Here is a 15,985-nt window from a genome sequence, read left to right on the forward strand (position 1 = left end):
ATTTTCCACTTTATGTCGATCGGGCAGTTTATAAACAATCGCGCGGTAGTATAAAGGCAAGCCAGAAGCTTGGATACGTCCTTTTAATCACTGACGATATGGAGATCGCGCCTGATGGCATTTCAGACATGGCAAGTCGGCCTGGATATTCAGAACGGGCAGCTTTGCGCCCTCGGCATTCAGCGCCGTCGCAACGGCTGGCAACTTCGTCACTGGTGGCAACATGCGCTGCCGCAAGATACGTTAACCCATGGGCTGCTGCAACGCCCGCAGGCGGTTATCGCTCTCCTGCAACGCTGGCGCAGACAGCTTCCTTACCGTATTTCGCTGCGTGTGGGATTCCCACCCCAGCTGGTGCTACAGCGCCATATCGACCTGCCGCCTGTCCAGCTACGCGAATCAGAGCGTAGCAGCTATATCACCGCAGCGGCCAGGCGATTTTTCCCAATTGAGCTGGAAAAGCTGGCGCTGGACTATCGGCAGCCGGCGGGCGGCGCGTCACAGTTCTGCGTCACCGCTGCCCGGCGAGAGGCGCTGCAAAACTGGCTGGGCTGCCTTGAACAGGCGCGGCTTACGCCTCAGGTTATGGAACTGACGCCGTCCGCGCTTTTTGCGCTGTCGCAAACGCTGTCACTCGATCCCGCCGTGACCCTGATTCATCGACTGGCCGACCACTGGCTATGGTTTACCCCCCAGCGTGCGGGACAGCGCTGGGGATGGTGTTCGCGTGAAGAGGCCACGGACTTCAGTGCGCTCAGGAATCGTCATTTTGCGCAGGAGACCGCTTTTTATTACAGCGCGGTGGAACAGGATGCGCTTCCTGATGGCGCCAGGTGGCTTAATCCCCTGGATGCGATCCCCCTTAAACAGGCGCCGCTGCCCGTTAACCCGGGTGCGCTTAGCCTTGCGGCGGGGCTGGCGCTGAGGCCGGAGGATAGCTAATGAGCTGGGTCAATTTACTGCCCTGGCGCGCGCAGCGTGACAGGAGGCGGCTACGGCGCGAGTGCTGGCTACTGGCTGTGCTGGTACTCCTGGAGGTTTTCTTTGCCCTGACCATTACCGAAAAACGCGCAGAAAACCTTCGGCATGAGAAAACGGTAGCCCTCTGGCACCGGGCGAACCAGCAGGCTACTGAGCTACAAACGCGCACAGCGGCTCGCATCCAGTATAAGCAGTCGCTGACGCTGCGCCTCTCAGCCCGGCAGCAAAAGCAGAAGCAATTGTCGCGCTGGTATGATTTTCTGCGCAACCTGCCCGACGCGATGCCTGATGAACTCTGGTTGAGCGAACTGAGTAAAACGCTGGATACGCTGGTGCTGATGGGCTTCTGTCGGGAACCGCGTGATGTAGATGCATTTCGTCAACGCTTACAGACCCTGAGCCTCTTCCGCCGGGTTGGAACGCAGAGTCTTCGTCGGGATGACAACGGCCGGATAAAGTTCAGCCTGCTGGCCGTGCTGCCAGATAAGCCGCCTGTTGATGATTAATTCGCGGCTCTTCCGCTGGATTACTCTGCCCTGGCACTATCGGCTGACGCTTTTTTTACTGCTGGCAGGGGGATTCTTCATTGCGACGGACCAGGGCTTTGGGGTGCCTGCCGACCATCAGACTGCCGCGCTTGCGGCTCGACAGCGGACAGAGACGCAGCGTTACCACAGGGCCCTGCGCAGCATCGCCAGCAGCGGGCCGCTAAACCCGCTCGAAGCGGACATTTCACAGCTTGAGGCTGCCCTGTTACCGGTCGAACCAGGCCGACGTTTTTCACTGGTTACACTGTTGGAAATGGCCGGAGGTGAGCTGAGGCTATGGCAGCCTGATGCCAGGGGCGCGGCGCTGGTACTTAGCCTTAGCTGGCCGCAGGTACAAAATGTACTGGCCTATTTTAGCGGTCTGCCCGAGGCCGCAGAGCTGCCGCATTTCACCCTGAAGCCTGAGGAAGAGCGGCTACGATTCCAACTGGGACTGGTACTTAACGATGCCGATTAATGTGCTGCACATCACGCTACGGGCATTTTGGCTACCGATCCTGTTCATCTCATTTGCCCATGCCGCCCGCGATCCCTTTGTTCCCGTGGGCAGCGATGCCTGCCGGACACTGGCTGCGCCGCCTCAGCGCTGGCAGCTGGGCGGTATCATTGGCCGCGAGGGGGACTACCGCGCGTGGCTGGTTTTTGACCCTGAACGATGGGTGGTGCGAACGCCGGGTGAGCGGCTGGATCAGTACTGGCGCCTGGACGCGGTCAGCGCGCTAAGTATTACCGTCACTCCGGTGCCCGGCTGTTTGACGCCGAGGGAAATAAAACTAAAAGGACGACTCTATGAAATGGCAGACGATCCTGCTACTCCTGCTATGCAGGCCGCTTTACGCTGACCCGGATACGCTCTCGCTGGCTTTTGATCGGGCGCCCATCGCGCAGGTGTTGCAGGCGCTTGCCGACTGGCAAAAACTGAACCTGATGGTGGCACCTGGCGTAGAGGGGATCGTTTCGCTTCGGCTACAGGGTGTACCCTGGCAGCAGGCACTGGCACTGGTGGTTAAAATGAATAAGCTTACCGTGGAGACGGAGGACAATGTGCTGATGGTCTACCCGGAAAGCTGGCTGCAGGATAATCGTCAGCGTCAGAAGGCGCATGAGGCAGAGGTGCAGAGCGCGCTGCCGCTGGAGACGCTGTCGCTCGCGCTGCTGCATGCCGATGCTACGGCGGTGAATAACAGTTTGCAGGCAGGTCGCGACAAATTGCTGACGCCGCGCGGCAGCGTAACGGTAGATTTGCGTACCAACAGCCTGCTGCTGCGCGATACACTGGCAGCGCTGGACGTGACGCGCCGCTGGGTCAGGGCGCTCGATCGGCCGCTGGAGCAGGTCGAGCTTTCAGCGCATATCGTGACGATCAGCGAGGAGAGCCTGCGTGAACTGGGTGTGCGTTGGGGCATGAGCGGTGAGGAAAAAATCAACAGTGCGCTTCGCGCCAGCCAGCTGAGAGTCGATCTGGCCGTGGCCAACCCAGCCATCGCAACAGGGTTTACCGTTGCCCGTCTGAACGGCAGGCTTTTGGATCTGGAGCTCAGTGCGCTGGAGCAGGAAAACAAGGTGGAAATCATCGCCAGCCCACGCTTGCTGACCTCCCATCAGCAACCCGCCAGCATTAAACAGGGCACTGAAATACCCTATGAAGTCGCCAGCGGGCGCAATGGCAGTACCACCGTTGAGTTTAAAGAAGCCGTCCTGGGAATGGAGGTCACGCCGGTCGTACAGCCTAACGGACGGATTTTACTTAAGCTACACATCAGCCAGAACGTGCCGGGAAGGTTAATGCGCAGTGGGGAGGGGGAGTATCTGGCGATTGATAAACAGGAGATACAGACTCAGGTCACGCTCCGGGATGGTCAAACGCTGGCCTTAGGGGGCATCTTTCAGCAGCATAATCTGAAAGGGCAGCGGAAAGTTCCGTTAATGGGTAGCATCCCTGTGCTAGGCTCTCTGTTCCGCTACGATTCCACTAAACAAACGCGACGAGAATTAGTGATCTTCATCACACCGAAGCTGATTCGTGACGAGTAATGCTTTTTTTGTACCAAACTGAGGAGCCAGGTGCTTTTTTCCCTGATTGGTATCATATGCGTTTGACGCAAGAGCCGAATTAGCTTACAAGGTTTAGCGATTTTTGATTTATGGGCCTGGTTTTGGCTTAAGAGAATGCATTTAACCCGTTTTTTATCGTGCGCAACCGGCGTTGCCGATGCAGTGACATCGGGCTGATAAATGAAGCGGACTGAACGCGTAACAATGAGTACGCAATGGGCAAGGTCAATTTAATCGGTTGCCAAAACACCTTCAGTGTTGAGATAATTTTCTTCTGACTCTCGCACTATCGCTCATGAGGTTTCAGTTCATGTCCTGTCCGGTTGGACGGGGTATCATTAACGAATTGTCTTAGTAATACCGAAAAAATGGCAGAGAAACGCAATATCTTTCTGGTTGGGCCTATGGGTGCCGGCAAAAGCACTATTGGGCGTCAGTTAGCTCAGCAACTCAATATGGAATTTTTCGATTCCGATCAAGAAATTGAGCGACGTACCGGAGCGGATGTGGGCTGGGTGTTCGACGTCGAAGGCGAAGAAGGCTTCCGCGATCGCGAAGAAAAAATCATCAACGAACTGACTGAGAAGCAGGGCATTGTGCTGGCTACCGGTGGTGGTTCAGTGAAATCACGCGAAACGCGCAATCGGCTTTCTGCTCGCGGCGTAGTGGTGTATCTGGAAACGACCATCGAAAAGCAGCTAGCCCGTACGCAGCGTGATAAAAAACGGCCATTACTGCAGGTGGAGTCACCGCCTCGTGAAGTGCTGGAAGAGCTGGCTAACGAACGTAATCCGCTTTATGACGAGATTGCCGACGTGACGATTCGTACCGATGACCAGAGCGCTAAAGTGGTCGCGAATCAGATTATCAATATGTTGGAAAAAAGCTGAAGACGGCTTAAACCCGTTTGCGGGCTAAAGTAAAAAGGTGATACCGCTTCATGGAGAAGATTACCGTCACTTTGGGGGAGCGAAGTTACCCCATTACCATTGATGCTGGATTGTTTAACAATCCGGCTTCCTTTTGGCCGCTACAGGCGGGCGACAGGGCTATGGTTGTCACCAATCAGACGCTGGCTCCGCGCTATCTTGACCCGCTGTGTAACCTGCTTGAAAAGGCTGGGGTGAGGGTGGATCAGGTTATTCTCCCCGATGGTGAACAGTACAAAACGCTGGCAGTGATGGATCAGGTATTTACCGCGCTATTGGAAAAAAACCACGGGCGTGATTCCACTCTGATTGCCCTGGGCGGTGGAGTAATCGGCGATTTGACCGGGTTTGCGGCAGCCAGCTATCAGCGCGGCGTGCGCTTTATTCAGGTTCCGACTACGCTGCTCTCTCAGGTCGACTCCTCCGTTGGCGGCAAAACCGCCGTTAATCACCCGCTCGGCAAAAATATGATCGGCGCTTTTTACCAGCCGGCTTCCGTTGTTATTGATATCGACTGCCTGCGCAGCCTGCCGCCGCGTGAGCTGGCATCAGGCCTGGCCGAAGTTATCAAATACGGCATTATTCTTGACGCTGAGTTTTTCAACTGGCTTGAAGAAAACCTGGATGCGCTACTGACCCTGGATAGCCGCGCGCTGGCTTACTGTATCCGCCGCTGCTGTGAGCTAAAAGCAGAGGTGGTGGCCGCCGACGAGCATGAGCACGGACAGCGTGCATTGCTCAACCTTGGACATACCTTTGGACACGCCATCGAAGCCCATATGGGTTACGGTAACTGGCTGCACGGTGAAGCCGTAGCGGCCGGAATGGTGATGGCCGCCCGCACCGCAGAGCGCCTGGGCCAGTTTTCCACAGAAGATACTGACCGGATCATTGCTCTGCTCAGTCGTGCCGGCCTGCCGGTAACGGGGCCGGAGAGCATGGCGACAACGGACTATATGCCGCATATGCTACGCGATAAGAAAGTGCTGGCGGGTGAGCTTCGTCTGGTGCTACCGCTGGCTTTAGGCCGTGCGGAAGTGCGCAGTGGGGTAAGCCACGATCGGGTTCTTGCTGCAATTGATGATTGTCAGAAGTCAGCTCTCTGAAGAGTTTGATTGGGTTTCGACCCGAAGTGATATTGAAGTTTATCGCCGTTCATAGGGTAGTGAACCGCGTCGCCGCGCTACTGGAGGAGGTTATATGGACGAGTTTAAACCGGAAGACGAACTAAAGCCTGATACCAGCGACCGCCCCACGCAGCGGTCTCGCAAACGATCTGCCGCCCCTAAGGCACCGGTTTCACGTCAGCACATGATGATGGGGATTGGTATTCTGGTATTACTGCTGCTGGTGATTGGCATTGGTTCTGCGCTGAACTCGCCTAAAGAGGGCGGCAATCAACATGCGCAGCAGCCAGCGACATCAGGCGCGCAGCCTGGCACACCGGGCAGCGGCGGCGATAAAAATATCGACCTCTCGGGTTCTTCCTCCATGAGCGGCCAGTCTGGTACCCCTGCGCCGGATGCAGCGAACACCAGTGCGGCGAACGCCAATTCAGCGGCAGCCCAGGGGCAGCCGGCGACAGTCAGTGGTCCACAGGCGATCAGCGCACCGCCGATCTCTTCAACCCCGACTCAGGCACAACAAACGCAGACGCCGCCAAACCAGCAGCGTGTGGAGCTGCCTGGCGATCTCAACAGCGCACTGACGAATCAGCAGGGCCAGGTTGATGCGGCGACGCAGGACTCACAGAACAACGGTAGCTCTCTGCCAACCGCACCGGCGACGGTTGCTGGCGGCCAGGCTTCACATCCCGTCGTCAGCCAGCCTGCTCAGCCACGTCATGTACCGGCGCATGTCAACAAACCTGCGGCAGCGCATCACCGGCCGGAAAGCAAACCGGTTGCCAGAGAGGGCAAGCCGTACGAGGCATCACCGCGTCATAGCCTGTCGGAAACGCCTAAGGCTACCGCGGCGCATCCGTCAACGTCAGCGCCTGGCGGCAACTACACGCTTCAGCTGAGCAGCGCATCACGGGCCGACTCGTTAAATGCCTGGGCGAAAAAGCAGAATCTCAGCGGCTATCACGTCTATAAAACGACCCGTAATGGTCAGCCGTGGTTTGTCCTGGTCAGCGGCTCTTATGCCACGCCAGCGGAGGCTAAACGGGCAGTCTCTTCGCTGCCCGCCGAGGTTCGCGCCGGTAACCCCTGGGTCAAGCCGGTGAGCCAGGTGAAGAAAGAGTCGCAGAATTAGCCTCGGAATACCCGATTTTAAGTTGAAGTGAGTCTGCGCGCAGAGATGCGCGCTGATGAATTAAAGCGCAGATATGCTGTCGGTGTAACCGCAGCCAGAAGAGTAATTGTAATAAACGACGGCATGAAAAAAAATCGCGCTTTTTTAAAATGGGCGGGGGGAAAATTCCCGCTTCTTGATGATATTCAACGTCATCTCCCCGACGGAGACTGTCTGGTTGAGCCTTTTGTCGGTGCGGGATCCGTATTCCTTAACACCCACTTTCCGCGCTATATTCTGGCCGATATCAACAGCGACCTGATTAACCTCTACGATATTGTCAAAACCCGTGCAGGTGAATTTGTAGCCGATGCCCGTCAGCTGTTTACCGCTGAATCAAACGAGGCTGAATTCTACTATGCGCGTCGTCTGGAGTTTAACCGCTCTCAGGATCCCTATCGCCGTGGCGTGTTGTTTTTGTATCTGAATCGCCACTGCTATAACGGGCTGTGCCGCTATAATCTGAGCGGTGAGTTTAATGTGCCCTTTGGTCGCTATCGCAAACCCTATTTCCCCGAGGATGAGCTCTACTGGTTTTCAGAGCGTGCGCAAAATGCGACCTTTGTCTGTGAATCGTACGATGTTACTCTGAGTCGGGCGCCGCAGGGTTCGGTAGTGTATTGCGATCCTCCTTATGCGCCGCTGTCGGCCACGGCGAACTTTACCGCTTATCACACCAACAGCTTCAGCATGCAGCAGCAGGCACATCTGGCGGAGCTGGCCAATAAGCTATCCTTTGAGAGCCGTATTCCAGTACTGATCTCTAATCATGATACTCCAATGACCAGACTTTGGTATCAGGCTGCCGAGCTGCATAAAATCAAGGCCCGGCGATCGATTAGCCGTAACGGTGCCGGGCGTAATCAAGTGGATGAACTGCTGGCGCTGTTTGTCAGCGGCTGACCTTAACTGCTGTACGTGCCTGCCAACGGGCGCGTGAAATGGGAGAAACGGATGAAACAGTTTTTACTCGCCCCCTCAATTCTGTCTGCCGATTTTGCCCGCCTGGGTGAAGACACGGCGAAAGTACTGGCAGCCGGTGGAGACGTTGTGCATTTCGATGTGATGGATAACCATTACGTGCCCAACCTGACTATGGGACCAATGGTGCTGAAAGCGCTACGCGATTACGGCATCACCGCCCCCATCGACGTCCATATGATGGTGAAGCCGGTCGATCGTCTGATCCCGGATTTTGCTCATGCCGGTGCCAGCTACATCACCTTTCATCCTGAGGCCTCCGAGCATCTCGATCGGTCTCTGCAGCTGATTAAAGAGCATGGCTGTAAAGCCGGGCTGGTGTTTAATCCGGCTACGCCGCTTAGCTACCTCGATTATGTTATGGATAAAGTCGACGTCATTTTGCTGATGTCGGTCAATCCGGGTTTCGGCGGCCAGTCCTTTATCCCCGGCACCTTGAATAAGCTGCGTCAGGTACGTCGCCTCATCGATCAAAGCGGCTATGATATCCGGCTGGAAGTTGACGGTGGCGTAAAGGTTGAAAACATTGCTGAGATCGCTGCGGCGGGTGCAGATATGTTTGTTGCCGGCTCGGCCATTTTTGGTCAGCCGGATTACAAAACAGTTATTGATAACATGCGTAACGAACTGGAGAAATCGCGTCATGGCTCATTTCACTAACGTTCGCGCGCTGGCCTTTGATCTGGACGGGACGCTGACCGACAGTGCTCCCGGACTTGCCTACGCGGTTGACGCTGCGCTGACCGCACTAAATTTACCCGCTGCGGGCGTTGCCAGGGTGTCCACGTGGATTGGTAACGGGGCCGATGTGCTGATTGAGCGCGCATTAACCTGGGCGCTGGGGCATCAGCCGGAAAGCGCCGTAATTGCCGATGCGCGCATCCTGCTCGACAGGCACTATGCCACGACCATTAATAGCGGCAGTAAGCTGTTCCCCGGCGTGAAAGAGGGTCTGGCCGCGCTGGTGGAAAAAGGCCTGCCGATGGCGATCGTGACGAATAAGCCGACGCCTTTTGTGAAGCCTTTGCTTACGTCGCTCGGCATTGCCGATTACTTTAGCCTGATCATTGGCGGGGATGATGTCGCAGCAAAAAAACCGCATCCGGCCCCGCTGTTTCTGGTGTTAGGCAAGTTTGGCCTGCTGCCGGCGGAACTGGTTTTTATTGGCGATTCACGCAACGATATTCACGCAGCCCAGGCCGCCGGGTGTCCCTGCGTCGGCATGACCTGGGGCTACAACTACGGCGAGCCGATAGCAGCCACGCATCCTACCGTGGTACTTGACCATTTTAACGATTTGTTGCCCACGCTAGGGCTGTAATTATCAGGACGAAAAACATGAGCAAACCCATCGTATTTAGCGGCGCACAGCCTTCCGGCGAACTGACCATCGGTAACTATATGGGGGCGCTGCGTCAGTGGGTCAATATGCAGGACGATTACCACTGTATCTACTGCATTGTTGATTTACACGCCATCACTGTCAGGCAGGATCCGGCGGCGCTGCGTAAGGCGACTCTGGACACGCTGGCGCTTTACCTCGCCTGCGGCATTGACCCGAAAAAAAGCACTATTTTTGTGCAGTCACACGTCCCTGAACATACTCAGCTGAGCTGGATCCTGAACTGTTATACCTATTTTGGCGAGCTTAGCCGCATGACCCAGTTCAAGGATAAATCGACGCGCTATGAAGAAAATATCAACGCCGGGCTGTTTGACTATCCGGTGCTGATGGCTGCCGATATTCTGCTTTATCAGACCGCGCAGGTGCCGGTAGGGGAAGATCAGAAGCAGCATCTTGAGCTGAGCCGCGATGTCGCCTCACGTTTTAATGCGCTTTACGGCGACGTTTTCCGGGTACCCGAGCCGTTTATTCCGACCTCTGGCGCGCGCGTGATGTCGCTGCTCGAACCGACTAAAAAGATGTCTAAATCTGACGATAATCGCAATAACGTCATCGGTCTGCTGGAAGATCCCAGGTCGGTTGTGAAGAAGATTAAACGTGCGATGACCGACGGCGATGAGCCACCGGTGGTGCGCTATGACGTAAAAAACAAGGCGGGCGTTTCAAACCTGCTGGATATCCTGTCCGGCGTCACCGGCAAGAGCATCCCCGAGCTTGAACAGCAGTTCGCAGGCCAGATGTATGGCCACCTGAAGGGCGCAGTGGCCGATGCCGTTTCGGAGATGCTTAGCGATCTCCAGGCGCGTTACCATGACTTCCGCAATGACGAAGCCCTGCTGGAGCAGATTATGCGCGACGGCGCGGCGAAAGCCCGGGCACAGGCTCAGGAAACGCTGAAGAAGGTTTATGAAGCCGTCGGCTTTGTTGCTCAGCCATAATTCTGCCCTCCGGTCAGCAGCAGAATGCACGCTGCTGGCCGATCCTCCCTGCGTATCTTCTGGTTCGCCGCGTATTTTGTGCGGGCCGCTAAAACCAGCTCAGCCTCTCGCGCAGGTTAACGACCTCACCTACGATAATCAGCGCAGGGCTGCTAACGCGGCAGGCCAGCGCGTCGAGTTCAGCTAGCGTACCGCAGATGACCCGCTGCTGAGGTGACGTCCCGTTTTCTACCAGCGCCACCGACATATCCGCCGCCATACCGTTTTCGATCAGCCGCTGGCGGATCTCTCCTGCCTGAGACAGCCCCATATAAAATACCAGGGTCTGCTGGCCCGCAGCCAGGTTATGCCAGTCCAGCGTGCCGTCAGCCTGCACGTGGCCGGTAATCAGCCGAACGCTTTGTGCAAGGTTACGGTGGGTAAGAGGAATGCCGCTATAGGCGGAACAGCCCGAGGCGGCGGTAATACCGGGCACCACGGAAAAGGGAATATTCGCCTGCCGCAGCGCCTCCAGTTCCTCGGCGCCGCGGCCAAATATAAAGGGGTCGCCGCCCTTCAGGCGGACCACCCGCTTTCCCTGCTGCGCCAGCTGCACCAGCATCAGGTTGATTTCTTCCTGGGGAATACAGTGGCTACCCGCGCGTTTGCCCACAAACAGGCGTTCCGCATCGCGCCTGATAAGCTCGAGGACTCCCTCTGAGACCAGACGGTCATAGACCACAATATCTGCCTGCTGGATCTGTTGCAGGCCTTTCAGCGTCAGTAAGCCTGCGTCTCCCGGGCCTGCTCCCACCAACACCACCTCGCCCCGATGCTCAGGCGGCTGCTGAAAAAGCGCCTCGGTGAGCTGCTCCGTGCAGGACGTGTCGCCGCTTGCCAGCGACTGTGCCAGCCTGTTATGGCTGAAAAGCTTCTCCCAGAAGCGTCTGCGCTGCCCCATCTCACTGAACTGCCGTTTGACCCGCTGGCGAAGCAAACCGGCATGATCTGCTATTTTCCCCAGATACGGGGGTAGCAGCGATTCAATTTTTTCACGCAGCAGGCGGGCCATCACCGGTGCGCGACCGCCGCTGGAGATCGCTATCATCAGCGGCGATCGGTCAACCACGGAGGGCATAATAGCGCTGGCCTGCTCAGGAGCGTCAACAACGTTGCATAACATCCGTCTGCTCTCTGCGCTGGCCATAACCCATTGATTAACCGCGGCGCTGTCGGTTGCAGCAATGACCAGCCAGCAGTCATCCAGCATGGCAGGCGCGAAGGCGCCTTCTGTAAGCCTCAATCTGCCCGTCTGCTGCCAGAGGTGAAATTGCGGGGAGAAGGCAGGCGCGCAAACTCGCAGGTCAGCGCCGGCCTTCAGCAGCAGTCGGGCTTTCCGTTCAGCGACCTCACCGCCACCCACCAGCAGGCAGGCCCTGTCGCGAAGCTGACAAAAAAGGGGAAGATAATCCATTCAGATGGCGACCTCAACGAAGCCATTACGCACGCGGGCGGGCCATGACGCAATAGAGCGGCTTTCATCCTCCATACAGAGACCGTCTGTCAGCCGGAAACGCTGCTTCTTAAGCGGGCTGGCGACCCACAGCGCCTGCTGATGTTCAGCAATAATGCCGCGTGACAGTACGCTGGCATTGGCAAAAGGATCAATGTTGCTGAGGGCGAAAACCTCATCGTCCAGGCGGGGCCGAAACAGGGCGATCTGCCGATCGCCGACGCGCGCGCAGACGCCGGTTGCAGGGAGGATTTGTTCCAGTTCACAAATACGGTGCCACTCATTCATTGCTTTTCCTCCAGAACGCTGACCGGCAGGCGCTCTTCCGGCCGCGCCGGACGGTGCTGATCGCGTTCGGCGATAACCTGAACCAGCGGATCACGGCTGACATCGTTAATAAAGTGCGCGAAGCGGCTATGCTGGCTGACATCGTCGACCGTCTCTTTCCATTCACAGTGGAAGCTGGCACGTAGCTGGCTCATTTCGGCCTCAAGCTGGGCATTTAGCCCCAGGCTGTCGTGAATAATCACCTGTTTAAGGTAGTCGATCCCACCCTCAAGGCTCTCCAGCCACAGGGATGTGCGCTGTAATTTATCGGCGGTGCGAATATAGAACAGCATAAAACGGTCGAGATAGCGGATGAGCGTGGTGCTATCCAGATCGGCTGCCAGCAAATCCGCATGGCGTGGCTTCATACCGCCGTTCCCGCAGAGATAGAGGTTCCAGCCCTTTTCGGTGGCGATGATCCCCACGTCTTTGGCCTGAGCTTCGGCGCACTCGCGGGTACAGCCCGAGACGCCAAACTTCATTTTATGCGGCGTACGGATGCCCTTATAGCGGTTTTCCAGTTCTACGCCGAGGCTGACGCTGTCGCCCACGCCAAAGCGGCACCAGCTGCTGCCGACGCAGGTTTTCGCCATGCGCAGGGCCTTGGCGTAAGCGTGGCCGGTTTCAAACCCGGCAGCGATCAGTTCAGCCCAAATGGCGGGCAGATCGTCCTTTTGTGCGCCAAACAGACCGATACGCTGCGAACCGGTAATTTTGCTATAAAGGCGGTAGTGTCGGCCAATTTCGCCGATGGCGATCAGCCCCTCAGGCGTGATTTCACCACCTGGAGCGCGCGGGATCACCGAATAGGTCCCATCCTTCTGGATATTGCCGAGGAAGATATCGTTACTGTCCTGAAGCGGCGTGTGCTGAGGGGTTAACACGTATTCATTCCAGCATGACGCCAGCAGCGACGCCACCGTCGGTTTACATATTTCGCAGCCGTAACCGCTGCCGTGGCTGGCCAGCAGCTGCCCGAAGGTCTTAATCTCTTCCAGACGGATCAGGTGGTAGAGCTCCTGTCGGGAGTAAGGAAAATGCTCACAAAGATGATGACTGACCGCGATCCCCTGCTGGCTCAGTTCGGCATTTAGCACCTGAGTAATTAGCGGCACACAGCCACCGCAGCCGCTCCCCGCTTTAGTTTCTGCCTTGAGGGCGGCAAGGGTATGGCAACCCCGCTTAACGGCCTGCACCAGCGCGCCCTTAGTCACGTCGAAGCAGGAGCAAATTTGTGCCGTCTCCGGCAGTGATTCCACCCCGGTAGCCGGTTTATCGCCTGAACCGGCTGGGAGGATTAATGCCGCCGGATCCTGCGGCAGGGGGATGCGATTAAGCATCAGCTGAAGCAGATTGCCATAGTCGGCGGTATCCCCCACCAACACCGCACCGAGCAGCGTTTTGTTATCTGCGCTGACGACCAGTCGCTTGTAGATTTGCTGATGTTCATCAAGCCAGATATAGCTTCTTGCGCCCTCTGTCCGTCCCCGTGTATCACCAATCCCGCCGACTTCAACGCCCAGTAGCTTCAGCTTCGCGCTCATGTCCGCACCGGTAAAAGCACTGCTGTTACCCAGCAAATCTTCACAGACCACCTGCGCCATTTTGTAGCCGGGCGCTACAAGGCCAAAGGCCTGACCCTGCCAGGCGGCACATTCGCCAATGGCGTAAATATCGCTATCGGATGTGATGCACTGGTCGTCAATCATAAAGCCGCCGCGCGGCCCCAGCGTCAGATCACAGCTTTTGGCCAGGGTATCCTGCGGGCGAATACCGGTAGAGAAGACGATAAAATCCACCTCCAGCTCGCTGTCATCACCGAACAGCAGCTTTTTGCCGCCGGCGGGCGTATCAATGATCTCGCGGGTACTTTTGCCGGTATGCACCCGTACGCCCATCGCCTCAATTTTTTCGCGCAGCAGTGTACCCCCGAGCGGATCGAGCTGCTCGGCCATCAGCACTGGCGCATACTCAATCACGTGGGTTTCAACCCCAAGATCCCGCAGAGCACCTGCGGCTTCCAGCCCTAACAAACCGCCGCCGATGACGGCACCGCGCTGGCTTCGGCGCGCGCGCGCCTCAATGGCATTCAAATCGTCGATCGTGCGGTAAACGTAGCACGCTCTGCCGTGGGCTCCCTGTATTGGCGGAACCCAGGGGCGGGATCCGGTCGCCAGCACCAGCTTATCGTAGTGCACTTCCCGGCCGGAGCGGGAACGAACCATCTTCCTTTCGCGGTCGATACGGGTGGCGCACTCCTCCAGCAGCAGGTTGATATCGTGCTGCTGATAAAACCCCTCGTGAACCAGCGACAGCGCCTCAACGGTGTGATGAGTGAAATAGGCTGAGAGGTGGACGCGGTCATAAGCGACCCAGGGTTCTTCACAAAAAACGGTAATAGCAAACTGGCCGGGTGCGGCTTTTTCTGCCAGCGCTTCAATCAGGCGATGGCCTACCATGCCGTTGCCAATGATAACGAGTCGGGTGCGCATTTTTGCCTCATATTGCAAACGAATGCCGCTACCTTAGCGCGCTAACTTGTGCACTTATTGATGCACATCAATCCGTTTTCCAAATACCTCTTAATAGGTATGCCAATGATTTGATAAAGATTTTTATAAGTTAGCGTAATCTTTCGGATTTATGCATATTCAAGGCGACGGCGGTGCAATCACTGGCTGTGCATCGCCTGGAATCAGTGATAGGGTGAAAACTATGATTGCTGACCCGGGAGTACGTTAATGCAGGCTGTTAATTTGCAAAGAATCAACCATGTCCGGTTGCCCTGGCGCGACGGACTCTGGCAAATCGAAATTCAGGACGGCAACATTGCGCGTATTGCGCCGCAGGCCCGTTGTGTCCCGGATCCCGCGGCGCTGGATGCCGAAGGCGGGCTGGCTTTCCCCCCCTTTATTGAACCCCATATTCATCTGGATACCACGCAAACGGCGGGAGAGCCTGCCTGGAATCAGTCCGGTACGCTGTTTGAAGGGATAGAGCGCTGGGCAGAGCGAAAGGCGCTGCTGAGCCACGAGGACGTGAAACAGCGCGCGCTTCAGACGCTGAAGTGGCAAATCGCCAACGGTATCCAGCATGTCCGTACCCACGTCGACGTGTCGGATCCCAGTCTCACTGCGCTGAAGGCGATGCTGGAGGTCAGGCAGGAGATAGCGCCCTGGATGGATATGCAGATTGTGGCTTTTCCTCAGGAAGGCATTCTCTCCTATCCCAACGGTGAGGCGCTGCTTGAGGAGGCCCTGAGGCTGGGTGCGGATGTGGTGGGTGCCATTCCTCACTTTGAGTTTACCCGTGAATATGGCGTAGAGTCACTGCATAAAACCTTCGCGCTGGCACAAAAGTATCAGCGCATGGTGGATGTTCACTGCGATGAAATTGATGATGAGCAATCCCGCTTTGTGGAAACCGTTGCGGCGCTGGCGCTAAAGGAGAAAATGGGGGAGCGGGTGACGGCCAGTCATACCACCGCAATGCACTCCTATAATGGTGCCTACACTTCACGTCTCTTCCGCCTGCTAAAGCTGTCAGGGATCAATTTCGTCGCCAATCCGCTGGTGAATATCCATCTGCAGGGCCGCTTTGACAGCTATCCGAAGCGTCGGGGCATTACGCGGGTGAAGGAGATGCTGGAGGCCGATATTAACGTCTGCTTCGGTCACGATGACGTATTTGACCCCTGGTATCCGCTGGGAACCGCCAATATGCTCCAGGTGCTGCATATGGGACTGCACGTCTGTCAGCTTATGGGCTACGCGCAGATTGATGCCGGCCTCAATCTGATCACCCATAACAGCGCCAGAACGCTGCAGCTGAAGGATTATGGTATTCAAAGCGGCAACAGCGCCAATATGGTGATCCTCCCGGCGGAGAATGGCTTTGATGCGCTGCGTCGCCAGGTTGCAGTACGCTATTCAATTCGGCAGGGAAAAGTCATTGCTGAAACGCAGCCTGCACGGACCACAATTCACCTTAATGAGAGCGAGCAGGTGGATTTCCGTCGCTGATATTATCGTCGG

The 15,985-nt window shown here is 56.6% G+C and carries 16 protein-coding genes; 13 read left to right on the forward strand and 3 right to left on the reverse strand.

Going from position 1 to position 15,985, the window contains the following annotated elements; genetic code table 11:
- Window positions 1–114: 114 nt before the first annotated feature.
- The 12 genes from pilM (at window position 115) to trpS (ending at window position 10,132) form a co-directional block, all read left to right on the forward strand.
- Window positions 115–942, forward strand: a complete 828-nt coding sequence (gene pilM / locus ACLRGG_RS07270) for a type IV pilus biogenesis protein PilM (RefSeq protein WP_416249091.1) — start codon at window positions 115–117, stop codon at window positions 940–942.
- Complete coding sequence (locus ACLRGG_RS07275; protein WP_416249092.1) at window positions 942–1,487, forward strand: PilN domain-containing protein; 546 nt, start codon at window positions 942–944, stop codon at window positions 1,485–1,487. Before pilM ends, ACLRGG_RS07275 begins: the two co-directional genes overlap by 1 nt.
- Window positions 1,480–1,986, forward strand: coding sequence for a HofO family protein (locus tag ACLRGG_RS07280; protein WP_503369196.1), 507 nt, complete (start codon window positions 1,480–1,482; stop codon window positions 1,984–1,986). Before ACLRGG_RS07275 ends, ACLRGG_RS07280 begins: the two co-directional genes overlap by 8 nt.
- Entirely contained in the window at window positions 1,976–2,371 is a 396-nt protein-coding gene (locus ACLRGG_RS07285) for a hypothetical protein (protein ID WP_416249094.1), read from the forward strand. Before ACLRGG_RS07280 ends, ACLRGG_RS07285 begins: the two co-directional genes overlap by 11 nt.
- Window positions 2,319–3,563, forward strand: a complete 1,245-nt coding sequence (gene hofQ / locus ACLRGG_RS07290) for a DNA uptake porin HofQ (RefSeq protein ID WP_416249095.1) — start codon at window positions 2,319–2,321, stop codon at window positions 3,561–3,563. The genes ACLRGG_RS07285 and hofQ overlap by 53 nt, the downstream gene beginning before the upstream one ends.
- Window positions 3,564–3,952: 389 nt before the next feature.
- Window positions 3,953–4,474 (forward strand): shikimate kinase AroK, encoded by a 522-nt coding sequence (aroK, locus tag ACLRGG_RS07295; RefSeq protein ID WP_067709862.1) that lies wholly within the window; start codon window positions 3,953–3,955, stop codon window positions 4,472–4,474.
- A 50-nt stretch (window positions 4,475–4,524) separates the two neighbouring features.
- Window positions 4,525–5,619 carry a 3-dehydroquinate synthase gene (gene aroB / locus ACLRGG_RS07300; RefSeq protein WP_416249096.1) on the forward strand — a complete coding sequence of 365 codons (1,095 nt, stop codon included), beginning with the start codon at window positions 4,525–4,527 and terminating at the stop codon, window positions 5,617–5,619.
- Window positions 5,620–5,713: 94 nt separating this feature from the next.
- The gene (locus ACLRGG_RS07305) at window positions 5,714–6,769 is read left to right on the forward strand and encodes an SPOR domain-containing protein (protein ID WP_416249097.1); all 1,056 of its coding nucleotides are present in this window, start codon (window positions 5,714–5,716) and stop codon (window positions 6,767–6,769) included.
- 123 nt (window positions 6,770–6,892) lie between these two features.
- On the forward strand, window positions 6,893–7,711 hold the full coding sequence (gene dam, locus ACLRGG_RS07310) for an adenine-specific DNA-methyltransferase (RefSeq protein WP_416249099.1): 819 nt from the start codon (window positions 6,893–6,895) through the stop codon (window positions 7,709–7,711).
- 51 nt (window positions 7,712–7,762) lie between these two features.
- Entirely contained in the window at window positions 7,763–8,449 is a 687-nt protein-coding gene (gene rpe, locus ACLRGG_RS07315; protein WP_416249100.1) for a ribulose-phosphate 3-epimerase, read from the forward strand.
- Window positions 8,433–9,110, forward strand: a complete 678-nt coding sequence (locus ACLRGG_RS07320) for a phosphoglycolate phosphatase (RefSeq protein ID WP_416249101.1) — start codon at window positions 8,433–8,435, stop codon at window positions 9,108–9,110. Before rpe ends, ACLRGG_RS07320 begins: the two co-directional genes overlap by 17 nt.
- Window positions 9,111–9,127: 17 nt before the next feature.
- Window positions 9,128–10,132 (forward strand): tryptophan--tRNA ligase, encoded by a 1,005-nt coding sequence (gene trpS / locus ACLRGG_RS07325; protein ID WP_416249102.1) that lies wholly within the window; start codon window positions 9,128–9,130, stop codon window positions 10,130–10,132.
- Window positions 10,133–10,220: 88 nt separating this feature from the next.
- Here the strand turns inward: trpS and cysG are convergent, their stop codons facing one another.
- Genes cysG through nirB form a run of 3 tightly spaced genes read right to left on the reverse strand, consistent with a single transcriptional unit; the run spans window position 10,221 to window position 14,443 of the window.
- Window positions 10,221–11,585 (reverse strand): siroheme synthase CysG, encoded by a 1,365-nt coding sequence (gene cysG, locus ACLRGG_RS07330; RefSeq protein ID WP_416249103.1) that lies wholly within the window; start codon window positions 11,583–11,585, stop codon window positions 10,221–10,223.
- On the reverse strand, window positions 11,586–11,912 hold the full coding sequence (gene nirD / locus ACLRGG_RS07335) for a nitrite reductase small subunit NirD (protein WP_416249104.1): 327 nt from the start codon (window positions 11,910–11,912) through the stop codon (window positions 11,586–11,588). It abuts the gene before it with no gap.
- The gene (gene nirB / locus ACLRGG_RS07340; protein WP_416249105.1) at window positions 11,909–14,443 is read right to left on the reverse strand and encodes a nitrite reductase large subunit NirB; all 2,535 of its coding nucleotides are present in this window, start codon (window positions 14,441–14,443) and stop codon (window positions 11,909–11,911) included. The genes nirD and nirB overlap by 4 nt, the downstream gene beginning before the upstream one ends.
- Window positions 14,444–14,692: 249 nt before the next feature.
- Here nirB and ACLRGG_RS07345 point away from each other — a divergent pair, with 249 nt between their 5' ends.
- On the forward strand, window positions 14,693–15,973 hold the full coding sequence (locus ACLRGG_RS07345) for a cytosine deaminase (protein WP_416249106.1): 1,281 nt from the start codon (window positions 14,693–14,695) through the stop codon (window positions 15,971–15,973).
- Window positions 15,974–15,985: the final 12 nt, after the last annotated feature.

This window comes from Erwinia sp. PPS120, assembly GCF_047918655.1.
GTDB lineage: Bacteria > Pseudomonadota > Gammaproteobacteria > Enterobacterales > Enterobacteriaceae > Erwinia > Erwinia tasmaniensis_A.

What these genes read in the sequence shown, in the direction of transcription:
- pilM (WP_416249091.1), top strand. Translation starts at nt 115, where the DNA reads ATGGCATTTCAGACATGGCAAGTCGGCCTGGATATTCAGAACGGGCAG.
- ACLRGG_RS07275 (WP_416249092.1), top strand. Translation starts at nt 942, where the DNA reads ATGAGCTGGGTCAATTTACTGCCCTGGCGCGCGCAGCGTGACAGGAGG.
- ACLRGG_RS07280 (WP_503369196.1), top strand. Translation starts at nt 1,480, where the DNA reads ATGATTAATTCGCGGCTCTTCCGCTGGATTACTCTGCCCTGGCACTAT.
- ACLRGG_RS07285 (WP_416249094.1), top strand. Translation starts at nt 1,976, where the DNA reads ATGCCGATTAATGTGCTGCACATCACGCTACGGGCATTTTGGCTACCG.
- hofQ (WP_416249095.1), top strand. Translation starts at nt 2,319, where the DNA reads ATGAAATGGCAGACGATCCTGCTACTCCTGCTATGCAGGCCGCTTTAC.
- aroK (WP_067709862.1), top strand. Translation starts at nt 3,953, where the DNA reads ATGGCAGAGAAACGCAATATCTTTCTGGTTGGGCCTATGGGTGCCGGC.
- aroB (WP_416249096.1), top strand. Translation starts at nt 4,525, where the DNA reads ATGGAGAAGATTACCGTCACTTTGGGGGAGCGAAGTTACCCCATTACC.
- ACLRGG_RS07305 (WP_416249097.1), top strand. Translation starts at nt 5,714, where the DNA reads ATGGACGAGTTTAAACCGGAAGACGAACTAAAGCCTGATACCAGCGAC.
- dam (WP_416249099.1), top strand. Translation starts at nt 6,893, where the DNA reads ATGAAAAAAAATCGCGCTTTTTTAAAATGGGCGGGGGGAAAATTCCCG.
- rpe (WP_416249100.1), top strand. Translation starts at nt 7,763, where the DNA reads ATGAAACAGTTTTTACTCGCCCCCTCAATTCTGTCTGCCGATTTTGCC.
- ACLRGG_RS07320 (WP_416249101.1), top strand. Translation starts at nt 8,433, where the DNA reads ATGGCTCATTTCACTAACGTTCGCGCGCTGGCCTTTGATCTGGACGGG.
- trpS (WP_416249102.1), top strand. Translation starts at nt 9,128, where the DNA reads ATGAGCAAACCCATCGTATTTAGCGGCGCACAGCCTTCCGGCGAACTG.
- cysG (WP_416249103.1), bottom strand. Translation starts at nt 11,585, where the DNA reads ATGGATTATCTTCCCCTTTTTTGTCAGCTTCGCGACAGGGCCTGCCTG.
- nirD (WP_416249104.1), bottom strand. Translation starts at nt 11,912, where the DNA reads ATGAATGAGTGGCACCGTATTTGTGAACTGGAACAAATCCTCCCTGCA.
- nirB (WP_416249105.1), bottom strand. Translation starts at nt 14,443, where the DNA reads ATGCGCACCCGACTCGTTATCATTGGCAACGGCATGGTAGGCCATCGC.
- ACLRGG_RS07345 (WP_416249106.1), top strand. Translation starts at nt 14,693, where the DNA reads ATGCAGGCTGTTAATTTGCAAAGAATCAACCATGTCCGGTTGCCCTGG.